The organism is Streptococcus sp. 4886, assembly GCF_013276485.1.
In the GTDB taxonomy this organism is placed as follows: domain Bacteria; phylum Bacillota; class Bacilli; order Lactobacillales; family Streptococcaceae; genus Streptococcus.
Window position 1 is genome coordinate 1 of record NZ_VMLD01000042.1, and the last position, 15,469, is coordinate 15,469.

18 protein-coding genes, 1 tRNA gene and 1 pseudogene are annotated in these 15,469 nt (G+C 40.9%); 17 read left to right on the forward strand and 3 right to left on the reverse strand.

Annotated features, from left to right (window positions below):
• Nucleotides 1-197 precede the first annotated feature (197 nt).
• From HT679_RS10935 to HT679_RS10965, 7 genes and pseudogenes are all read left to right on the forward strand, one after another.
• Nucleotides 198-668, forward strand: coding sequence for a MarR family winged helix-turn-helix transcriptional regulator (locus HT679_RS10935; RefSeq protein WP_173214622.1), 471 nt, complete (start codon nt 198-200; stop codon nt 666-668).
• Nucleotides 643-2,412: an ABC transporter ATP-binding protein gene (locus HT679_RS10940; RefSeq protein ID WP_173214624.1), complete on the forward strand. Its 1,770-nt coding sequence runs from the start codon at nt 643-645 to the stop codon at nt 2,410-2,412. The genes HT679_RS10935 and HT679_RS10940 overlap by 26 nt, the downstream gene beginning before the upstream one ends.
• Nucleotides 2,402-4,162: an ABC transporter ATP-binding protein gene (locus HT679_RS10945; protein WP_173214627.1), complete on the forward strand. Its 1,761-nt coding sequence runs from the start codon at nt 2,402-2,404 to the stop codon at nt 4,160-4,162. Before HT679_RS10940 ends, HT679_RS10945 begins: the two co-directional genes overlap by 11 nt.
• Nucleotides 4,163-4,257: 95 nt before the next feature.
• Nucleotides 4,258-4,761, forward strand: a complete 504-nt coding sequence (locus HT679_RS10950) for a phosphatase PAP2 family protein (RefSeq protein ID WP_173214629.1) — start codon at nt 4,258-4,260, stop codon at nt 4,759-4,761.
• A 113-nt stretch (nt 4,762-4,874) separates the two neighbouring features.
• Nucleotides 4,875-5,321, forward strand: coding sequence for a LytTR family DNA-binding domain-containing protein (locus tag HT679_RS10955; protein WP_000776604.1), 447 nt, complete (start codon nt 4,875-4,877; stop codon nt 5,319-5,321).
• A 4-nt stretch (nt 5,322-5,325) separates the two neighbouring features.
• The gene (locus HT679_RS10960) at nt 5,326-6,000 is read left to right on the forward strand and encodes a hypothetical protein (protein WP_173214631.1); all 675 of its coding nucleotides are present in this window, start codon (nt 5,326-5,328) and stop codon (nt 5,998-6,000) included.
• 241 nt (nt 6,001-6,241) lie between these two features.
• Nucleotides 6,242-6,439, forward strand: a pseudogene (locus tag HT679_RS10965) (N-acetylmuramoyl-L-alanine amidase family protein); the annotation flags it as partial.
• 24 nt (nt 6,440-6,463) lie between these two features.
• Here HT679_RS10965 and HT679_RS10970 read toward each other — a convergent pair.
• On the reverse strand, nt 6,464-6,595 hold the full coding sequence (locus HT679_RS10970) for a chlorohydrolase (RefSeq protein WP_173214635.1): 132 nt from the start codon (nt 6,593-6,595) through the stop codon (nt 6,464-6,466).
• A gap of 93 nt (nt 6,596-6,688) precedes the next feature.
• Here HT679_RS10970 and HT679_RS10975 point away from each other — a divergent pair, with 93 nt between their 5' ends.
• The 8 genes from HT679_RS10975 to HT679_RS11010 all read left to right on the forward strand — a co-directional run bounded on the left by HT679_RS10975 (nt 6,689) and on the right by HT679_RS11010 (nt 12,188).
• A complete protein-coding gene (locus HT679_RS10975; RefSeq protein ID WP_001815024.1) occupies nt 6,689-6,988 on the forward strand; it encodes a DUF4651 domain-containing protein in 300 nt (99 codons plus the stop codon).
• Nucleotides 6,985-7,302 carry a thioredoxin family protein gene (locus HT679_RS10980; RefSeq protein ID WP_173214637.1) on the forward strand — a complete coding sequence of 106 codons (318 nt, stop codon included), beginning with the start codon at nt 6,985-6,987 and terminating at the stop codon, nt 7,300-7,302. Before HT679_RS10975 ends, HT679_RS10980 begins: the two co-directional genes overlap by 4 nt.
• A 15-nt stretch (nt 7,303-7,317) precedes the next feature.
• A complete protein-coding gene (gene ytpR / locus HT679_RS10985; protein WP_173214639.1) occupies nt 7,318-7,944 on the forward strand; it encodes a YtpR family tRNA-binding protein in 627 nt (208 codons plus the stop codon).
• 41 nt (nt 7,945-7,985) lie between these two features.
• A complete protein-coding gene (locus HT679_RS10990; RefSeq protein WP_173214641.1) occupies nt 7,986-8,747 on the forward strand; it encodes an SDR family NAD(P)-dependent oxidoreductase in 762 nt (253 codons plus the stop codon).
• Nucleotides 8,748-8,823: 76 nt separating this feature from the next.
• On the forward strand, nt 8,824-9,219 hold the full coding sequence (locus tag HT679_RS10995) for a single-stranded DNA-binding protein (RefSeq protein WP_166731206.1): 396 nt from the start codon (nt 8,824-8,826) through the stop codon (nt 9,217-9,219).
• Between the two features lie 155 nt (nt 9,220-9,374).
• Nucleotides 9,375-9,659, forward strand: coding sequence for a co-chaperone GroES (gene groES, locus HT679_RS11000; protein WP_100127934.1), 285 nt, complete (start codon nt 9,375-9,377; stop codon nt 9,657-9,659).
• A gap of 15 nt (nt 9,660-9,674) precedes the next feature.
• Nucleotides 9,675-11,297: a chaperonin GroEL gene (gene groL / locus HT679_RS11005; RefSeq protein ID WP_173214643.1), complete on the forward strand. Its 1,623-nt coding sequence runs from the start codon at nt 9,675-9,677 to the stop codon at nt 11,295-11,297.
• 123 nt (nt 11,298-11,420) lie between these two features.
• Entirely contained in the window at nt 11,421-12,188 is a 768-nt protein-coding gene (locus HT679_RS11010; protein ID WP_084920455.1) for an epoxyqueuosine reductase QueH, read from the forward strand.
• A gap of 70 nt (nt 12,189-12,258) precedes the next feature.
• On the opposite strand, the gene HT679_RS11015 is transcribed toward HT679_RS11010, so the two are convergent.
• Both HT679_RS11015 and recX read right to left on the reverse strand, forming a co-directional pair.
• Complete coding sequence (locus tag HT679_RS11015; RefSeq protein ID WP_000775321.1) at nt 12,259-12,792, reverse strand: DUF402 domain-containing protein; 534 nt, start codon at nt 12,790-12,792, stop codon at nt 12,259-12,261.
• Between the two features lie 88 nt (nt 12,793-12,880).
• Nucleotides 12,881-13,657, reverse strand: coding sequence for a recombination regulator RecX (gene recX / locus HT679_RS11020; RefSeq protein WP_173214645.1), 777 nt, complete (start codon nt 13,655-13,657; stop codon nt 12,881-12,883).
• Nucleotides 13,658-13,694: 37 nt separating this feature from the next.
• Between recX and rlmD the strand changes: the two genes are divergently transcribed.
• Nucleotides 13,695-15,050 (forward strand): 23S rRNA (uracil(1939)-C(5))-methyltransferase RlmD, encoded by a 1,356-nt coding sequence (gene rlmD / locus HT679_RS11025; protein ID WP_173214647.1) that lies wholly within the window; start codon nt 13,695-13,697, stop codon nt 15,048-15,050.
• A 61-nt stretch (nt 15,051-15,111) separates the two neighbouring features.
• Nucleotides 15,112-15,183, forward strand: a tRNA-Glu gene (locus HT679_RS11030).
• The last annotated feature ends 286 nt before the right edge of the window (nt 15,184-15,469 follow it).

Consider the following 15,469-nt stretch of genomic DNA (forward strand, 5'->3'; position numbering starts at 1 on the left):
TGTAAAAGTAGACGGATTCTAATTTAACCTAGAGAACATGATCCTAAGTGAAAAAATCACTTGGGATTTTTTGAATCAAGAAAATAGTTCTCTAGGAAACTTTTTCTTGACATCTTTTCTGAAAATGGTAAAATAGTTCTCATGGGAACTTATTTAGTTCCTAGGGAACTAAATGTGATGGTTAGAAAGGAGTTAGTATGGATAAACCGATGTTAGTCTTTAAGCGTTTTGGTCATCAGATTCATCTCATGGTGCAAAAGGAAGCCAAACGTTGTGGTATTGAATTTATGGGTGGACCGCAAGGTCAGGTTGTGCGTTTTTTGGATAATCGTGAGAAAAACCAAGACTTGGTCTTGATTAAAGATATAGAGCAGGAACTCAATATTACCAAGTCTGTTGCTAGTAATTTGGTCAAGCGTATGGTGCAAAATGGTTTGGTGGAATTGGAGGCGAGTCCTAGCGATAAGCGGGCAAAATTTGTTCGTTTGACGAACAAAGCACGTTCTCAGATGCAACAGGTTAAGGCTTTTTTTGAACGAATAGACAAGCAGTTGATGGAAGATATTGATGAAGATGAATTACTGATTTTTGAGAAAGTTCTCGGTCAACTACAGGACAATATCAAGGGAATAGGAGGAGAGAATGAAGAAATTAGCCAAAAGAATTAGTAGAAAAGAATGGGGGATGATTTTACTAGCCATTCTCTTTACTTGCTTTTCGGTCTATCTGGAGTTGGAAGTGCCGACCTATATCTCGAAAATTACGGATTTGCTAGGTAGTCAAGGAACTAATTTAGATGAGTTGTGGCAGCCGGCAAGCATGATGGTGGGAATGTCCTTTCTTGCCTTCTTGTCCGTAGTTGCAGTTGGATTTTTTGCATCCCGAGTGGCGGCTTCTTATACTAGTAGGCTGAGAAGTGATATTTTTAACCGAGTTTTGGATTACTCGCAGACAGAGATTAAGAAATTCTCTATTCCCAGTCTTTTAACTCGTACCACCAATGATATTACTCAAGTTCAGATGTTGATTACCATGGGCTTGCAAGTGGTAACGCGTGGTCCAATTATGGCTATCTGGGCTATTGGGAAGATTTTAGGCCATTCAGAATACTGGCTCTGGGCCGTACTTGTGGCAGTGATTGTCAACGTCCTGATGACGACTGTTTTGATGACGCTAGCCTTTCCAAAACAGTCCTTGATTCAGGGGCTGACAGATAAATTGAACAGTATCACTCGTGAGAGTTTAACAGGTATTCGTGTCGTTCGCGCCTACAATGCTGAAGAATACCAAAATGAAAAATTTGCAGCAGCAAATGATGAATTGACACGCTTGAATTTGTTTGTCAACCGTCTTATGGCTATTTTGAACCCTATCATGATGGGGATTTCAAGTGGTTTGAGTGTGGCGATTTACTGGATTGGGGCCTATGTGATTAACGACGCTGCTCCGATAGCGCGTCTGCCTCTCTTTAGTGACATGATTGTTTTCATGTCTTATGCCATGCAGGTTGTCATGGGCTTCCTTCTCATGGGAGCACTCTTCATCGTTCTTCCTCGCACCATGGTCTCTGCTAAGCGGATCAACCAGGTTTTAGATCTGCATTCTTCTATTCAAAACCCTGCTCAAGTGCGGATGGCTGATGAAAACCTCAAAGGTCAGGTCGAGTTTAAGGATGTGACCTTCCGCTATGCGGCAAATTCGGAGGCGGTTATTGAGAATGTTAGCTTTAGAGCAGAAGCTGGTCAAACAGTGGCCTTTATTGGGTCAACAGGTTCTGGTAAATCAACTCTGGTCAATCTGATTCCACGTTTCTACGACGTATCAGCAGGAGAGATTCTTGTAGACGGTGTCAATGTTCAAGACTATGCCTTAGAAGATTTGCGCAACAAGGTTGGTTATATTCCACAAAAAGCTGTTCTCTTTTCAGGTGATGTCAAGGCTAATCTAGACTTTGGACAGAGTCAAGAAACACCACTTAGTGAGAAAGCTATGTGGCAAGCCTTGGAATTGGCCCAGTCTAAGAACTTTATCGAAGACAAGGAAGCGGGCTTAGAGTCAGAAGTGGCCCAAGGAGGAACCAACTTCTCAGGTGGTCAAAGACAGCGTCTGGCCATTGCGCGTGCCTTAGCTCGGAAGCCAGAAATCCTCATCTTTGATGACTCCTTCTCAGCCTTGGACTACAAGACAGACAGTGTCCTACGCCAAGAGCTAGCAGAGAAAACCAAGTCTATGACCAAGCTTATCGTCGCACAGCGTATTTCAACGATTATGGATGCTGATTTGATTTTGGTCTTGGATCAAGGAAAAGTCGTGGGACAAGGCACCCACAAGGAACTTCTAGCTAATAACGAAGTTTACCAAGAAATTGCCTATTCACAACTATCGAAGGAGGAATTGGAACATGGAAAATAAGAAAATGTCTCTTTGGAAACAGAGTAAACCCTATCTTGCAGGCCTCCAGTTTGCCCTTTTGATTGCCTTTCTAGCAACAATCGTATCCAATATCATTACTGTATATGGGCCAACCCGCATTAAGGAAATGACCAATATCATTGCAAATGGTCTGGGAACTAGTGTGGATGTCGCGGCGGTTGCAGCTATTGGTGGTTTTTTGGCCGTGATTTATGTGATCGGACTTCTATCAAATTATTTGCAGGCCTTTCTGTTTACAACAGCTATTCAACGTTTTTCAGAGCGTTTGAGAAGAGCGATTGCAGAGAAAATCAATCGCCTACCATTGGGGTATTTTGATGGACATTCTCAAGGAGATACCTTGTCTCGTGTAACCAATGACGTTGACACTGCAGCCCAGTCCCTTAATCAAAGTCTGGGAACAGTTCTTTCATCCACTTTACTGGTCGTGGCAGTCTTGGTAACCATGTTTGGGATGAACTGGATTTTAGCCTTGGTAACGGTTGTTTCAACCCTTATTGGATTTGCATTTGTATCCGTCTTTATGGGCAAATCCCAGGGATTTTTTAAGAGTCAGCAACAAGATTTGGCAGCTGTCAATGGCTATGTGGAGGAAATGTACTCTGGCCATAATGTGGTGACCAGTTACAATGCTATCGAGAATACGAAAGAAGAGTTTGCGAAATTAAACCATCGTCTGTATGACAGTATCTGGAAATCTCAATTTATTTCAGGGATTATGATGCCGATTATGATGTTTATTGGGAACTTTAGCTATGCCTTGGTGATTATCGTTGGTGCAGCCTTGGCTCTGAATGGGCACATCAGTATCGGGATTATCGTTGCCTTTATGGCCTACGTTCGTATCTTTTCTCAGCCTCTTTCACAAATTGCCCAAGGGATTACTAGTCTTCAGCAGGCTAGTGCAGCCATGGGACGTGTCTTCGAATTCCTAGCTGAAGAGGAGATGGAAGATGAATCCCATAAAGCAAGACAATTGAGCGATATGAAAGGTCAAGTAGTCTTTGATCGAGTCTCCTTTGGTTATACACCAGAGCGAACCATTATCCATGACTTTTCTGCGACTGCTCATGCAGGTCAAAAGGTTGCCATTGTCGGACCGACCGGAGCTGGGAAGACAACCATTGTCAATCTTTTGATGAAGTTTTATGAGATTGATAAGGGAAGTATCCGCATTGATGGTGTGGATACCAAGGAGATGAAGCGTTCGGAAGTACATGATGCCTTTTCAATGGTCTTGCAGGACACTTGGCTCTTTGAAGGGACTATCCGAGACAATCTTATCTATAACCAAAAGGGTATTAGTGATGAGCGCGTGATCGAAGCCAGCAAGGCTGTAGGGATTCACCACTTTATCATGACTCTACCAGATGGTTACGATACAGTCTTGGACGACACGGTAACCTTGTCTGTCGGGCAAAAACAACTCTTGACCATTGCTCGTGCTTTGCTGAAAGATGCGCCACTCCTAATCCTAGATGAAGCAACTTCTTCTGTTGATACCCGTACAGAGGAATTGATTCAGAAAGCCATGGACCGTTTGATGGAAGGCAGAACTTCCTTTGTCATCGCCCACCGCTTGTCTACTATCCGAAATGCTGATCTTATTCTAGTCATGAAAGATGGCAATATCATCGAGCAAGGAAATCATGATGAGCTAATGGCACAAGCTGGTTTCTACGCTGACCTCTACAACAGTCAATTTACAGAAGACGAAGTAGAAGAATAAACCCAAAGAAGGCTTGACGGCCTTCTTTTTCTGCACTATACTAGAAGACAAGTGCTTCCCTATAAGCAAAATTTGAGTAAGTGATGAGAAAATATATGAAGAATTATCAAGAATGGTATGACCACATTGCTGGTAAGATTGAAAATAAGCCCTTTCTTCTGAGATTGTTAAGAGCTTTCAATCGGTTCATGACGGTAGTTATGCCTATGATTTATCTAACCTTGTTAGCAACTACCTATCTCCAAGAAGGACTTGGGAAAAAGATATGGATCTACTTGTTTGTTCCTGCGTCAGGTTTTGTGGTTTTGTCCTTTCTTCGCAAGAAAATCAATGCCCCTAGACCTTATGAGGAATGGGATATTAAACCCTTGCTTGACAGAGATAGTCCTGGTCAGTCTATGCCCAGTCGTCATGTCTTTTCAGCAACCATTATCTCCATGGCTTGCTTGCATGCTAGTCTAACTATGGGGATGATTTGTTTGACATTATCAGCCTTCCTAGGTCTAGTGAGAGTCTTAGGTGGCGTGCATTATCCCAAGGATGTAGTGGTTGGCTATATTTGTGCTCTTGTGTGGGGTGTGCTTTTCTTTCTATTTTGACTTGTATGTTAAGGCGGTCCTAGAACCACTTACGTGCCTAAAGTAACCACTTGCTTTTTTGCTCTTGTTTTCTTATTTTGGCTTTGATATAGTAGAGTCAGAAAGGAGATGGAATGAAGTTACGAATCGAAATTGACAGCAATTTAGAGGAAACTGAAATTGTCATCAAGGCAGCGGCTTTGACAGATGAGATTGCGGATTTACAGCGGCTCTTGCAAGAGTCCAAGTCTCCTCGGTTGATTTTTTACAAGGGGACGGGTGAATATTATCTGGACTTGTCGGAAATTCTTTTCTTTGAAACAGAGGGGAACAAGATTTACGCCCATACCCAGAAAGATGCCTACGAGGTTCGACTTAAACTCTATGAGTTAGAGGCTATCCTTCCTCGCTATTTTAGTCGGGTATCCAAGTCAACGATCGCTAATATTCGGCAAGTCTATTCGGTGGACAAGTCCTTTTCAGGAACGGGCACCATTTCCTTTTATCAAACCCACAAGGAGGTTCATGTCTCACGGCATTACCAATCCCTCCTAAAAGAAAATCTAAGAAACATGAGGTAAGAACATGAAAAAGAAAGCATTTGGTATTGTGTTGCTTATTTTTGCAGCTATAATATTGTTACAAGGAAATTTTGGAATCCCTTCTCTGGGAGGGCAAATTTGGCCCTTGATTGGTATTGTTTTTTTTGCCTACCAATCAGTTGAGGCTTTGCTTCGTCGTCATCTGACATCAGCCTCTTTTACAGCCCTAGTGGCCCTCATGATTGCTAATCATTTTTATGATATTTTACCGATTCCAAATCAGACACTAATCTGGGCAGGAGTTCTAATTGTTCTCGGAGTAAACATGCTGACTCATTCTAACAGAACTTGGAATGGAAAAAAATGGTGGTATGACGGTGAAAAGACCATTCTTACAGATAAGGAAGTCGCTTTTGGGACAGGGACTTTCTACAAGCAAGACCAAGAATTGGTAGAAGACCAAGTTGAAGTTGGTTTTGGGAATGCCAAGATATATTATGATAATGCAGAGATGTTAGGTGATTTTGCTACTCTGGATATCGAAGTTGGTTTTGGCAATGCAGTTATCTATGTTCCCCAACATTGGAGAGTTGATTTGAAGGTGGAAACTTTCTGTGGTGTAGCCAAGGCAGATGCCCCTCTAGCCCCAACCAGCAAAACCTTGATTATCCGTGGGGATGTGGCTTTTGGGAAGTTGGGTATTGTCTACGTTAAATAAAAAATCTTCACTTCAACCATCAAAATAGACGTACTAAGAGTAGGAAATTGATGCCTTGCTCTGATTTCAGTTCTATGGTTGTTAGACTTTAAAAAATGAAATGTTGCCTTTCAAAGTTGTATATTTTTCGATATTTTGGCTCTTACGTTTGATGTATCTATGTCCTACAGCGTGGATGATGTAGTGTCAAATGTTTTAAAAAAATGAATGATATTGGACAGTTTTTTGAACCTTTAATTGCTCAGGAGCTATGAAAGCAAGCACTTGGGTTTATGACAAGGGAGAATGGTATTATGTAAGTTCTTCTGGTTCCGTGCTAGCGAATGATTGGGTCAAAGATAATGGCAAGTGGTATTATCTAGCTTCATCAGGTAAGATGCTTCGCAATACCTACACGCTTGATGGCTACTACGTTGGCAACTCAGGTGCTTGGCAATAAGAATAATACTCTTCGAAAATCTCTTCAAACCATGTCAGCTTCATCCACAACCTCAAAACAGTGTTTTGAGCTGACTTCGTCAGTTCTATCTACAACCTCAAAGCAGTGCTTTGAGCAACCTGCGGCTAGCTTCCTAGTTTGCTCTTTGATTTTCATTGAGTATAAGAAGTCCTTTTCCTTAAAGGAAGAGGCTTTTTACTTGTTTTTCTGCTGCTTCCTCATTTGTCCTAAAGCCTTTTTTGTGTTAAAATGAATGGTATGAAAGCTAAAAAAATGTGGATGGCAGGTCTGGCTCTGCTTGGTATTGGGAGCCTTGCCCTTGCTACGAAAAAAGTTGCAGATGACCATAAGCTCATGAAGACTCAGGAAGAGTTGACAGCGATTGTGCGAGACCATTTTTCAGACATGGGGGAAATTGCGACCCTCTATGTTCAAGTCTATGAAAGTAGTCTGGAGAGCTTGGTTGGCGGTGTCATTTTTGAGGATGGCCGTCATTATACCTTTGTCTATGAAAATGAAGACTTAGTCTATGAGGAGGAAGTTTTATGATACAACCAGAAAGTTTAAAAGAATTAGCATCTTTAGTGGAAAAAGATGGCAAGAAGGTCTTTCTTTTTGTAGCAGACTGGTGTGGCGATTGTCGTTATATCTATCCTGCCTTGCCAGAAATTGAGGAGACCAATCCAGAGTTCACCTTTATTCGTGTGGACCGAGACCAGTATATGGATTTGGCCAAACTCTGGGATGTTTACGGAATTCCTAGCCTTGTTGTTCTAGAAAAGGACAAGGAAATCGGTCGTTTTGTTAATCGCGACCGTAAAAGCAAGCAACAAATTAACGACTTTTTAGCAGGACTGAAGTAGGAGAAAAAGGAAACAATGATTTTTACATATAACAAAGAACATGTCGGTGATGTCCTTATGGTCATCATGAAAAACAGCGGAGATGCCAAACTAGATGTGGAACGCAAAGGTAAGGTAGCTCGTGTTTTCCTCAAAGATAATGGGGAAACAGTGGCTTGGAATATTTTTGAAGTTTCAAGTTTATTTGAAATTGCAGAGCGTGGTCAAGTCTTTTTATCAGATGAGCAAGTCGCTCGTTTGAACCAAGAATTACAAACGGAAGGTTTCGCAGAGGAAATTGTTAATGACAAGGAACCTAAGTTTGTTGTCGGTGAAATTGTTGAGATGGTAGCCCATCCAGATAGTGACCACCTCAATATCTGCCAAGTTGCAGTCGCAAGTGATAAGACTGTGCAAATTGTTGCCGGAGCTCCAAATGCGCGTCTTGGATTGAAAACTATTGTAGCTCTTCCTGGAGCTATGATGCCAAAAGGCAACCTCATTTTCCCAGGTGAACTTCGTGGCGAAAAGAGTTTTGGAATGATGTGCAGCCCTCGTGAACTTGCTTTGCCAAATGCTCCGCAAAAACGTGGTATTATTGAATTATCAGAAGACCAAGTTGTCGGAACACCATTCGACCCGGCTAAGCATTGGACTGCTTAGGAAGTTATCAGTATCTGGACCACTAGATAGAAGGAAATAAGATGGCAAAAAATGTAGTGATTACAGGAGCGACATCAGGAATCGGTGAAGCGATTGCGCGTGCTTATCTGGAGCAGGGTGAGAATGTCGTTCTAACTGGACGACGGATAGACAGACTAGAAGCCCTCAAGTCAGAGTTTGCAAAAACTTTTCCTAGTCAAACAGTTTGGACCTTTTCATTAGATGTGACGGATATGACCATGGTCAAGACTGTCTGCTCCGATATTTTGGAAACGATAGGTCAGATTGATATTCTGGTCAACAATGCCGGACTTGCTCTAGGTTTAGCACCCTATCAGGACTATGAAGAGTTGGATATGTTGACCATGCTGGATACCAATGTCAAAGGTTTGATGGCAGTCACTCGCTCTTTCTTGCCAGCAATGGTAAAAGCCAATCAAGGACATATCATCAACATGGGGTCAACCGCAGGAATTTATGCCTATGCAGGTGCAGCAGTTTATTCAGCTACCAAGGCAGCGGTTAAGACCTTTTCAGATGGATTGCGAATTGATACCATCGCAACGGATATCAAGGTGACGACCATTCAGCCTGGAATTGTCGAAACAGATTTTTCGACGGTACGTTTTCACGGTGATAAAGAACGAGCTGCGTCCGTTTACCAAGGAATCGAAGCCTTGCAGGCACAAGATATCGCTGATACAGTTATCTATGTGACCAGTCAACCTCGTCGTGTGCAGATTACAGATATGACCATTATGGCAAATCAACAAGCGACAGGTTTCATGGTTCATAAAAACTAAAAAATTTCCTCGAAAAGTTACAAATTTCTGTAACTTTTTTTGATTTCCTACGAATAGATAAGTAGGAGGAAAAAATATGTATAATAAAGTTATCTTGATCGGACGCTTGACGTCTACACCAGAATTGCACAAAACCAGCAATGACAAGTCAGTAGCGCGAGCAACTATCGCTGTAAATCGTCGTTACAAAGACCAAAATGGTGAACGTGAAGCTGATTTTGTCAATATGGTCCTATGGGGCAGACTAGCAGAAACTTTGGCAAGCTACGCAACCAAAGGTAGTCTCATTTCCGTTGATGGGGAATTGCGTACCCGTCGTTTTGAGAAAAATGGTCAAATGAATTATGTGACCGAAGTACTTGTTACTGGATTCCAACTCTTGGAAAGTCGTGCCCAACGTGCTATGCGTGAAAATAATGCAGGACAGGATTTGGCAGATTTGGTTTTGGAAGAGGAAGAATTGCCATTTTAAACATTGAAAAGTCTGAGTTGCTTTCAGGCTTTTTATCTTGAGAAAGTCAGACTTTTTTCTTGACTATTTCTGACCAAGTGATACAATAGAACTATAAATTAGCACTCAGATATAAAGAGTGCTAATAATATGTAGTTCATCATGGAGGAAAACAGATGTTGAAACCATTAGGAGACCGTGTGGTCTTAAAAGTAGAAGAAAAAGAACAAACTGTTGGAGGTTTTGTCCTTGCGGGTTCAGCTCAAGAAAAAACAAAAACAGCCCAAGTTGTGGCTATTGGACAAGGTGTTCGTACCTTGAACGGTGACTTGGTAGCTCCAAGTGTTAAGCCTGGAGATCGTGTCTTAGTTGAAGCCCACGCAGGTCTTGATGTCAAAGATGGCGATGAAAAGTACATCATCGTAGGCGAAGCTAACATCTTGGCTATCATTGAAGAATAGAAGGAGAAAGTAAGTATGTCAAAAGAAATTAAATTTTCATCTGATGCTCGTTCAGCTATGGTTCGTGGTGTCGATATCCTTGCAGACACTGTTAAAGTAACCTTGGGACCAAAAGGTCGTAATGTCGTTCTTGAAAAATCATTCGGTTCACCATTGATTACCAATGACGGTGTGACTATTGCCAAAGAAATTGAATTAGAAGACCATTTTGAAAATATGGGTGCCAAATTGGTATCAGAAGTAGCTTCAAAAACCAATGATATTGCGGGTGATGGGACTACAACTGCAACTGTTTTGACCCAAGCTATCGTCCGTGAAGGAATCAAAAACGTCACTGCAGGTGCCAATCCAATCGGCATTCGTCGCGGGATTGAAACAGCAGTTGCTGCAGCAGTAGAAGCCTTGAAAAATAATGCCATCCCTGTCGCTAATAAAGAAGCCATCGCTCAGGTTGCTGCTGTATCTTCTCGTTCTGAAAAAGTCGGTGAGTACATTTCTGAAGCCATGGAAAAAGTTGGCAAAGACGGAGTCATCACCATTGAAGAGTCACGTGGTATGGAAACAGAGCTTGAAGTTGTAGAAGGTATGCAGTTTGACCGTGGTTATCTTTCACAGTACATGGTGACAGATAGCGAGAAAATGGTGGCTGACCTTGAAAATCCATATATTTTGATTACTGATAAGAAGATTTCCAATATCCAAGAAATCTTGCCACTCCTAGAAAGTATTCTCCAAAGCAATCGTCCGCTCTTGATTATTGCGGATGATGTAGATGGTGAAGCTCTTCCAACTCTTGTTTTGAACAAGATTCGTGGAACCTTCAACGTAGTAGCAGTTAAGGCTCCTGGTTTTGGTGACCGTCGCAAAGCCATGCTTGAAGATATTGCCATCTTAACAGGCGGAACAGTTATCACTGAAGACCTTGGTCTTGAGTTGAAAGATGCTACAATTGAAGCACTTGGTCAAGCAGCGAGAGTAACTGTGGACAAAGATAGCACTGTTATCGTAGAAGGTGCTGGAAATCCTGAAGCTATTTCCCACCGTGTTGCAGTTATCAAGTCTCAAATTGAAACCACAACTTCTGAATTTGACCGTGAAAAATTGCAAGAACGCTTGGCCAAATTGTCAGGTGGTGTAGCAGTTATAAAGGTCGGAGCCGCAACTGAAACTGAGTTGAAAGAAATGAAACTCCGCATTGAAGATGCCCTCAACGCTACTCGTGCAGCTGTTGAAGAAGGTATCGTTGCAGGTGGTGGAACAGCCCTTGTAAATGTGATTCCAGCCGTGACGAATTTGGAATTAACAGGAGACGAAGCAACAGGCCGCAATATTGTTCTCCGTGCTTTGGAAGAACCTGTTCGTCAAATCGCCCACAATGCAGGATTTGAAGGCTCAATCGTTATCGATCGCTTGAAGAATGCTGAAGTTGGTACAGGCTTCAACGCAGCAACTGGCGAATGGGTCAACATGATTGAAGAGGGAATCATCGACCCAGTTAAAGTGAGCCGTTCAGCCCTACAAAATGCAGCATCTGTAGCCAGCTTGATTTTAACAACAGAAGCAGTCGTAGCTAATAAACCAGAACCAGCAGCTCCGGCTCCAGCAATGGATCCAAGCATGATGGGCGGCATGATGTAAGCTTTCTATAGAAAACACAAAAGGAGGGAATGCCTATTCCTCCTTTTTATGATGTTCATTTCTAAATTGATTTGAGCTCTCCTAACTTATATGATAAAATAAGACTAGAAAAAGGAGAAGAACATGATCGATGTAGAAGAAATTCTGAGCAAGATGAACCCCAATCAGAAGATTAATTATGACCGTGTCATGCAGAAGATGGTACAAGTATGGGAGAAAAATGAGCAGCGGCCAACTATTCTCATGCATGTTTGCTGTGCCCCTTGTAGTACCTATACACTAGAATATTTGACCAAGTATGCAGATGTGACCATCTATTTTGCTAATTCCAATATCCATCCCAAGGCAGAATACCATAAGCGTGCCTATGTCACCAAGAAATTCGTCAGTGATTTCAATGAGCGAACAGGAAATACGGTTCAGTACCTAGAAGCTCCCTACGAACCAAATGAATACCGTAAGTTAGTCAGAGGACTGGAAGAAGAGCCTGAAGGTGGCGACCGTTGCAAGGTTTGCTTTGACTACCGACTGGATAAGACAGCGCAAGTGGCTATGGGTTTGGGCTTTGACTACTTTGGCTCAGCCTTGACCATCAGTCCTCATAAGAATTCTCAAACCATCAACAGCATCGGAATTGATGTGCAAAAAATTTACACAACACACTATCTTCCAAGTGATTTCAAGAAAAATCAAGGCTACAAACGTTCAGTAGAGATGTGTGAAGAGTATGACATCTACCGTCAATGTTATTGTGGATGTGTCTATGCGGCTCAAGCTCAGAATATTGACTTGGTTCAGGTTAAGAAGGACGCTACAGCTTTCTTGCTGGATAAGGATGTTGAAAAAGATTATTCCCATATCAAATTTACAGTTACTAAATTAGATATATAGAGACCAACCCAGTTGAAAAGCTGGGTTTTTCAAATAAAAAAACCAGGGCTTTCACCCTAGTTTGACAACTTTACCGATTCTTTAGTTCTACATAGCGCTTGTACCAAATGTTTACATAGGCTTCTGAGAAAGGACCACGTCCATTGTTAATCCAATCAACAAGAATTTTGACATGTTCTTTTAAAATATAGTCCAAGTCATCAGAATAATTCATTTTGCGTTTGTGACGCTCATACTCCTCAACATCCAAGAGACGTTTTTCTCCATCTGTAAAAATTTTAACATCCAAATCGTAATCAATATATTTCAGTGCTTCTTCATCCAGATAGTAGGGGCTAGCCATATTGCAATAGTAGGAAGTTCCATTATCACGAATCATGGCAATGATATTAAACCAATATTTCTTGTGAAAGTAAACAATAGCCGGTTCTCGAGTGACCCAACGACGACCATCACTTTCGGTAACCAGTGTATGATCGTTGACACCAATAATGGCGTTTTCTGTTGTTTTTAGTACCATGGTGTCCCGCCAAGTTCGGTGGAGACTCCCATCATGCTTATAACTTTGAATTGTAATAAAGTCGCCTTCTTTTGGAAGCTTCATAACTAACCAACTTTCTACAATTTATAAGTTTATCATTTACTATTGTACCATAAAATTATCTAAAATCTGTGAATTTCACTTGGAAATATTAAAGATATTCTCTAAGAGCGCTTGCTATATCCGAAAAATCGTAGCCCTTTCGTGCTAAAACTTGAGTTAAACGCTGCTTCAGTTTGTATCCTTCATACTTTCGAGCATACTTAGCATATTGCTTATCAAGTTCCTTGAAGATGAGTTCCTGAGTCGTTTCTTGGTCAACTTGACTATCCAACTCGTCAAAAGCAACTTTAGCATCAGAGTAAGAGAAGCCCTTGTTGGTCAAGTTCTGTATAATCTTATCTTGCAGGGCACGAGCTGGAAGTTTTCCCTCATATTTTTTCAATAGTTTATTAGCTACACGTTGAGCAACTTCCGAAAAATCAAATTCTTTCAAGTTCTCTTCTATAGTAGATTTTGAAATTCCTTTTTGTGCTAATTTCTGAGTCAATACATAAGGCCCCTTGTCTCCTGAAAGTTGATTGGCATTGATGCTAGCATAAGCGTATTGGCTATCATTGATCCACTTATCTTCTTTAAGATTAGCAATGGCTTGAGAAACTATGTTTTCATCAATATCGTATTTTTTTAGATATTCTCTGACCTCTTTTTCAGTGCGTGCTTTAAAGGATAGGTGGTAGAGGGCTAGATTTTTACCGTAAGAAAATTTGGCAAAGTCTTGAATCTCTTTCAATTCTTCTTCGCTTACCACCTTATCTCTTGATAACATAAAACGAACAATAGTATCTTCAGTAATGTAGCATTTGTCTCCATTATCAAGCTCCATCAGATAGAGTCTTTTTTTCTTTTCAAGTTTTGTGATTTTCATAGTTCTATTATAACTCAAAATGTGATAAGATAGGGGTATGAATCTGAAAGTGAAACAAAAAATACCATTAAAAATCAAGCGCATGGGAATTAATGGTGAGGGAATTGGCTTTTATCAAAAAACTTTAGTCTTTGTACCCGGTGCTCTCAAAGGAGAAGATATCTATTGTCAGATTACTTCTATTAAACGCAACTTTGTTGAAGCAAAATTACTAAAGGTTAACAAGAAGTCTAAATTTCGAGTTGTGCCAGCTTGTACTATTTATAATGAATGCGGAGGCTGCCAGATCATGCACCTGCATTATGATAAGCAGCTGGAGTTCAAGACGGACTTGCTTCATCAAGCGCTGAAAAAATTTGCCCCTGCAGGATATGAAAATTATGAAATCCGCCCGACGATTGGTATGCAGGAACCAAAGTACTACCGTGCTAAGTTACAATTTCAGACTCGAAAATTTAAGAATCAGGTCAAGGCAGGTCTGTATGCACAAAACTCTCATTATTTGGTAGAGTTGAAAGAGTGCCTAGTACAAGATAAGGAAACTCAAGTGATTGCTAATCGTCTAGCAGAATTACTTACTTTTCACCAGATTCCAATCACGGATGAGAGAAAAGTTCTAGGTGTTAGAACTATAATGGTCCGACGAGCAAGAAAGACTGGACAGGTTCAGATTATTATTGTTACAAATCGTCAGCTTAATTTAACCCAACTGGTAAAAGAGTTGGTTAAAGATTTTCCAGAAGTTGTGACAGTAGCTGTGAATACAAATACAGCTAAAACCAGTGAGATTTATGGTGAAAAGACAGAGATTATCTGGGGACAAGAGAGTATTCAAGAAGGTGTACTCGATTATGAATTTTCACTATCCCCTCGAGCTTTCTATCAACTAAATCCTGAGCAAACAGAAGTCCTCTATAGCGAAGCAGTAAAAGCGCTGGATGTTGATAAAGAAGACCATTTGATTGACGCTTATTGTGGAGTTGGAACGATTGGGTTTGCCTTTGCAAAGAAAGTTAAAACACTCAGAGGTATGGATATTATTCCAGAAGCTATTGAAGATGCTAAGCGAAATGCTAAAAGAATGGGGTTCGACAATACTCATTATGAAGCTGGAACAGCAGAAGAGATTATTCCTCGCTGGTACAAGGAAGGATACCGGGCAGATGCACTGATTGTGGATCCACCACGTACAGGTCTGGACGATAAGTTATTAGATACTATTCTTACTTATGTACCAGAAAAAATGGTCTATATTTCTTGTAATGTTTCGACTTTGGCTCGTGATTTGGTACGCTTAGTAGAAGTCTACAATGTCCATTATATCCAGTCAGTTGATATGTTCCCACATACAGCTCGAACTGAAGCTGTTGTAAAATTAATAAAAAAAGTTTAAAAAAGGTGTTGACAAAGTTTGAAAAGTCGGTATAATAGTAAGAGTTGAAAATAACAACTCTGGTCCGTTGGTCAAGGGGTTAAGACACCGCCTTTTCACGGCGGTAACACGGGTTCGAATCCCGTACGGACTATGGTATGTTACGGTTGAAACACTTGATGAAAAAAAGTTTCAAAAAAACTTAAAAAAGTTTCAAAAAAGTGTTGACAAGCGAAAGCGACTGTGATATACTAATATAGTTGTCGCTTGAGAGAAGCAAGTGACAAAGACCTTTGAAAACTGAACAAGACGAACCAATGTGCAGGGCACTACAACTAAGGTTGTAGTACTGAACAATGAAAAAACAATAAATCTGTCAGTGACAGAAATGAGTGAGAACTCAAACTTTTAATGAGAGTTTGATCCTGGCTCAGGACGAA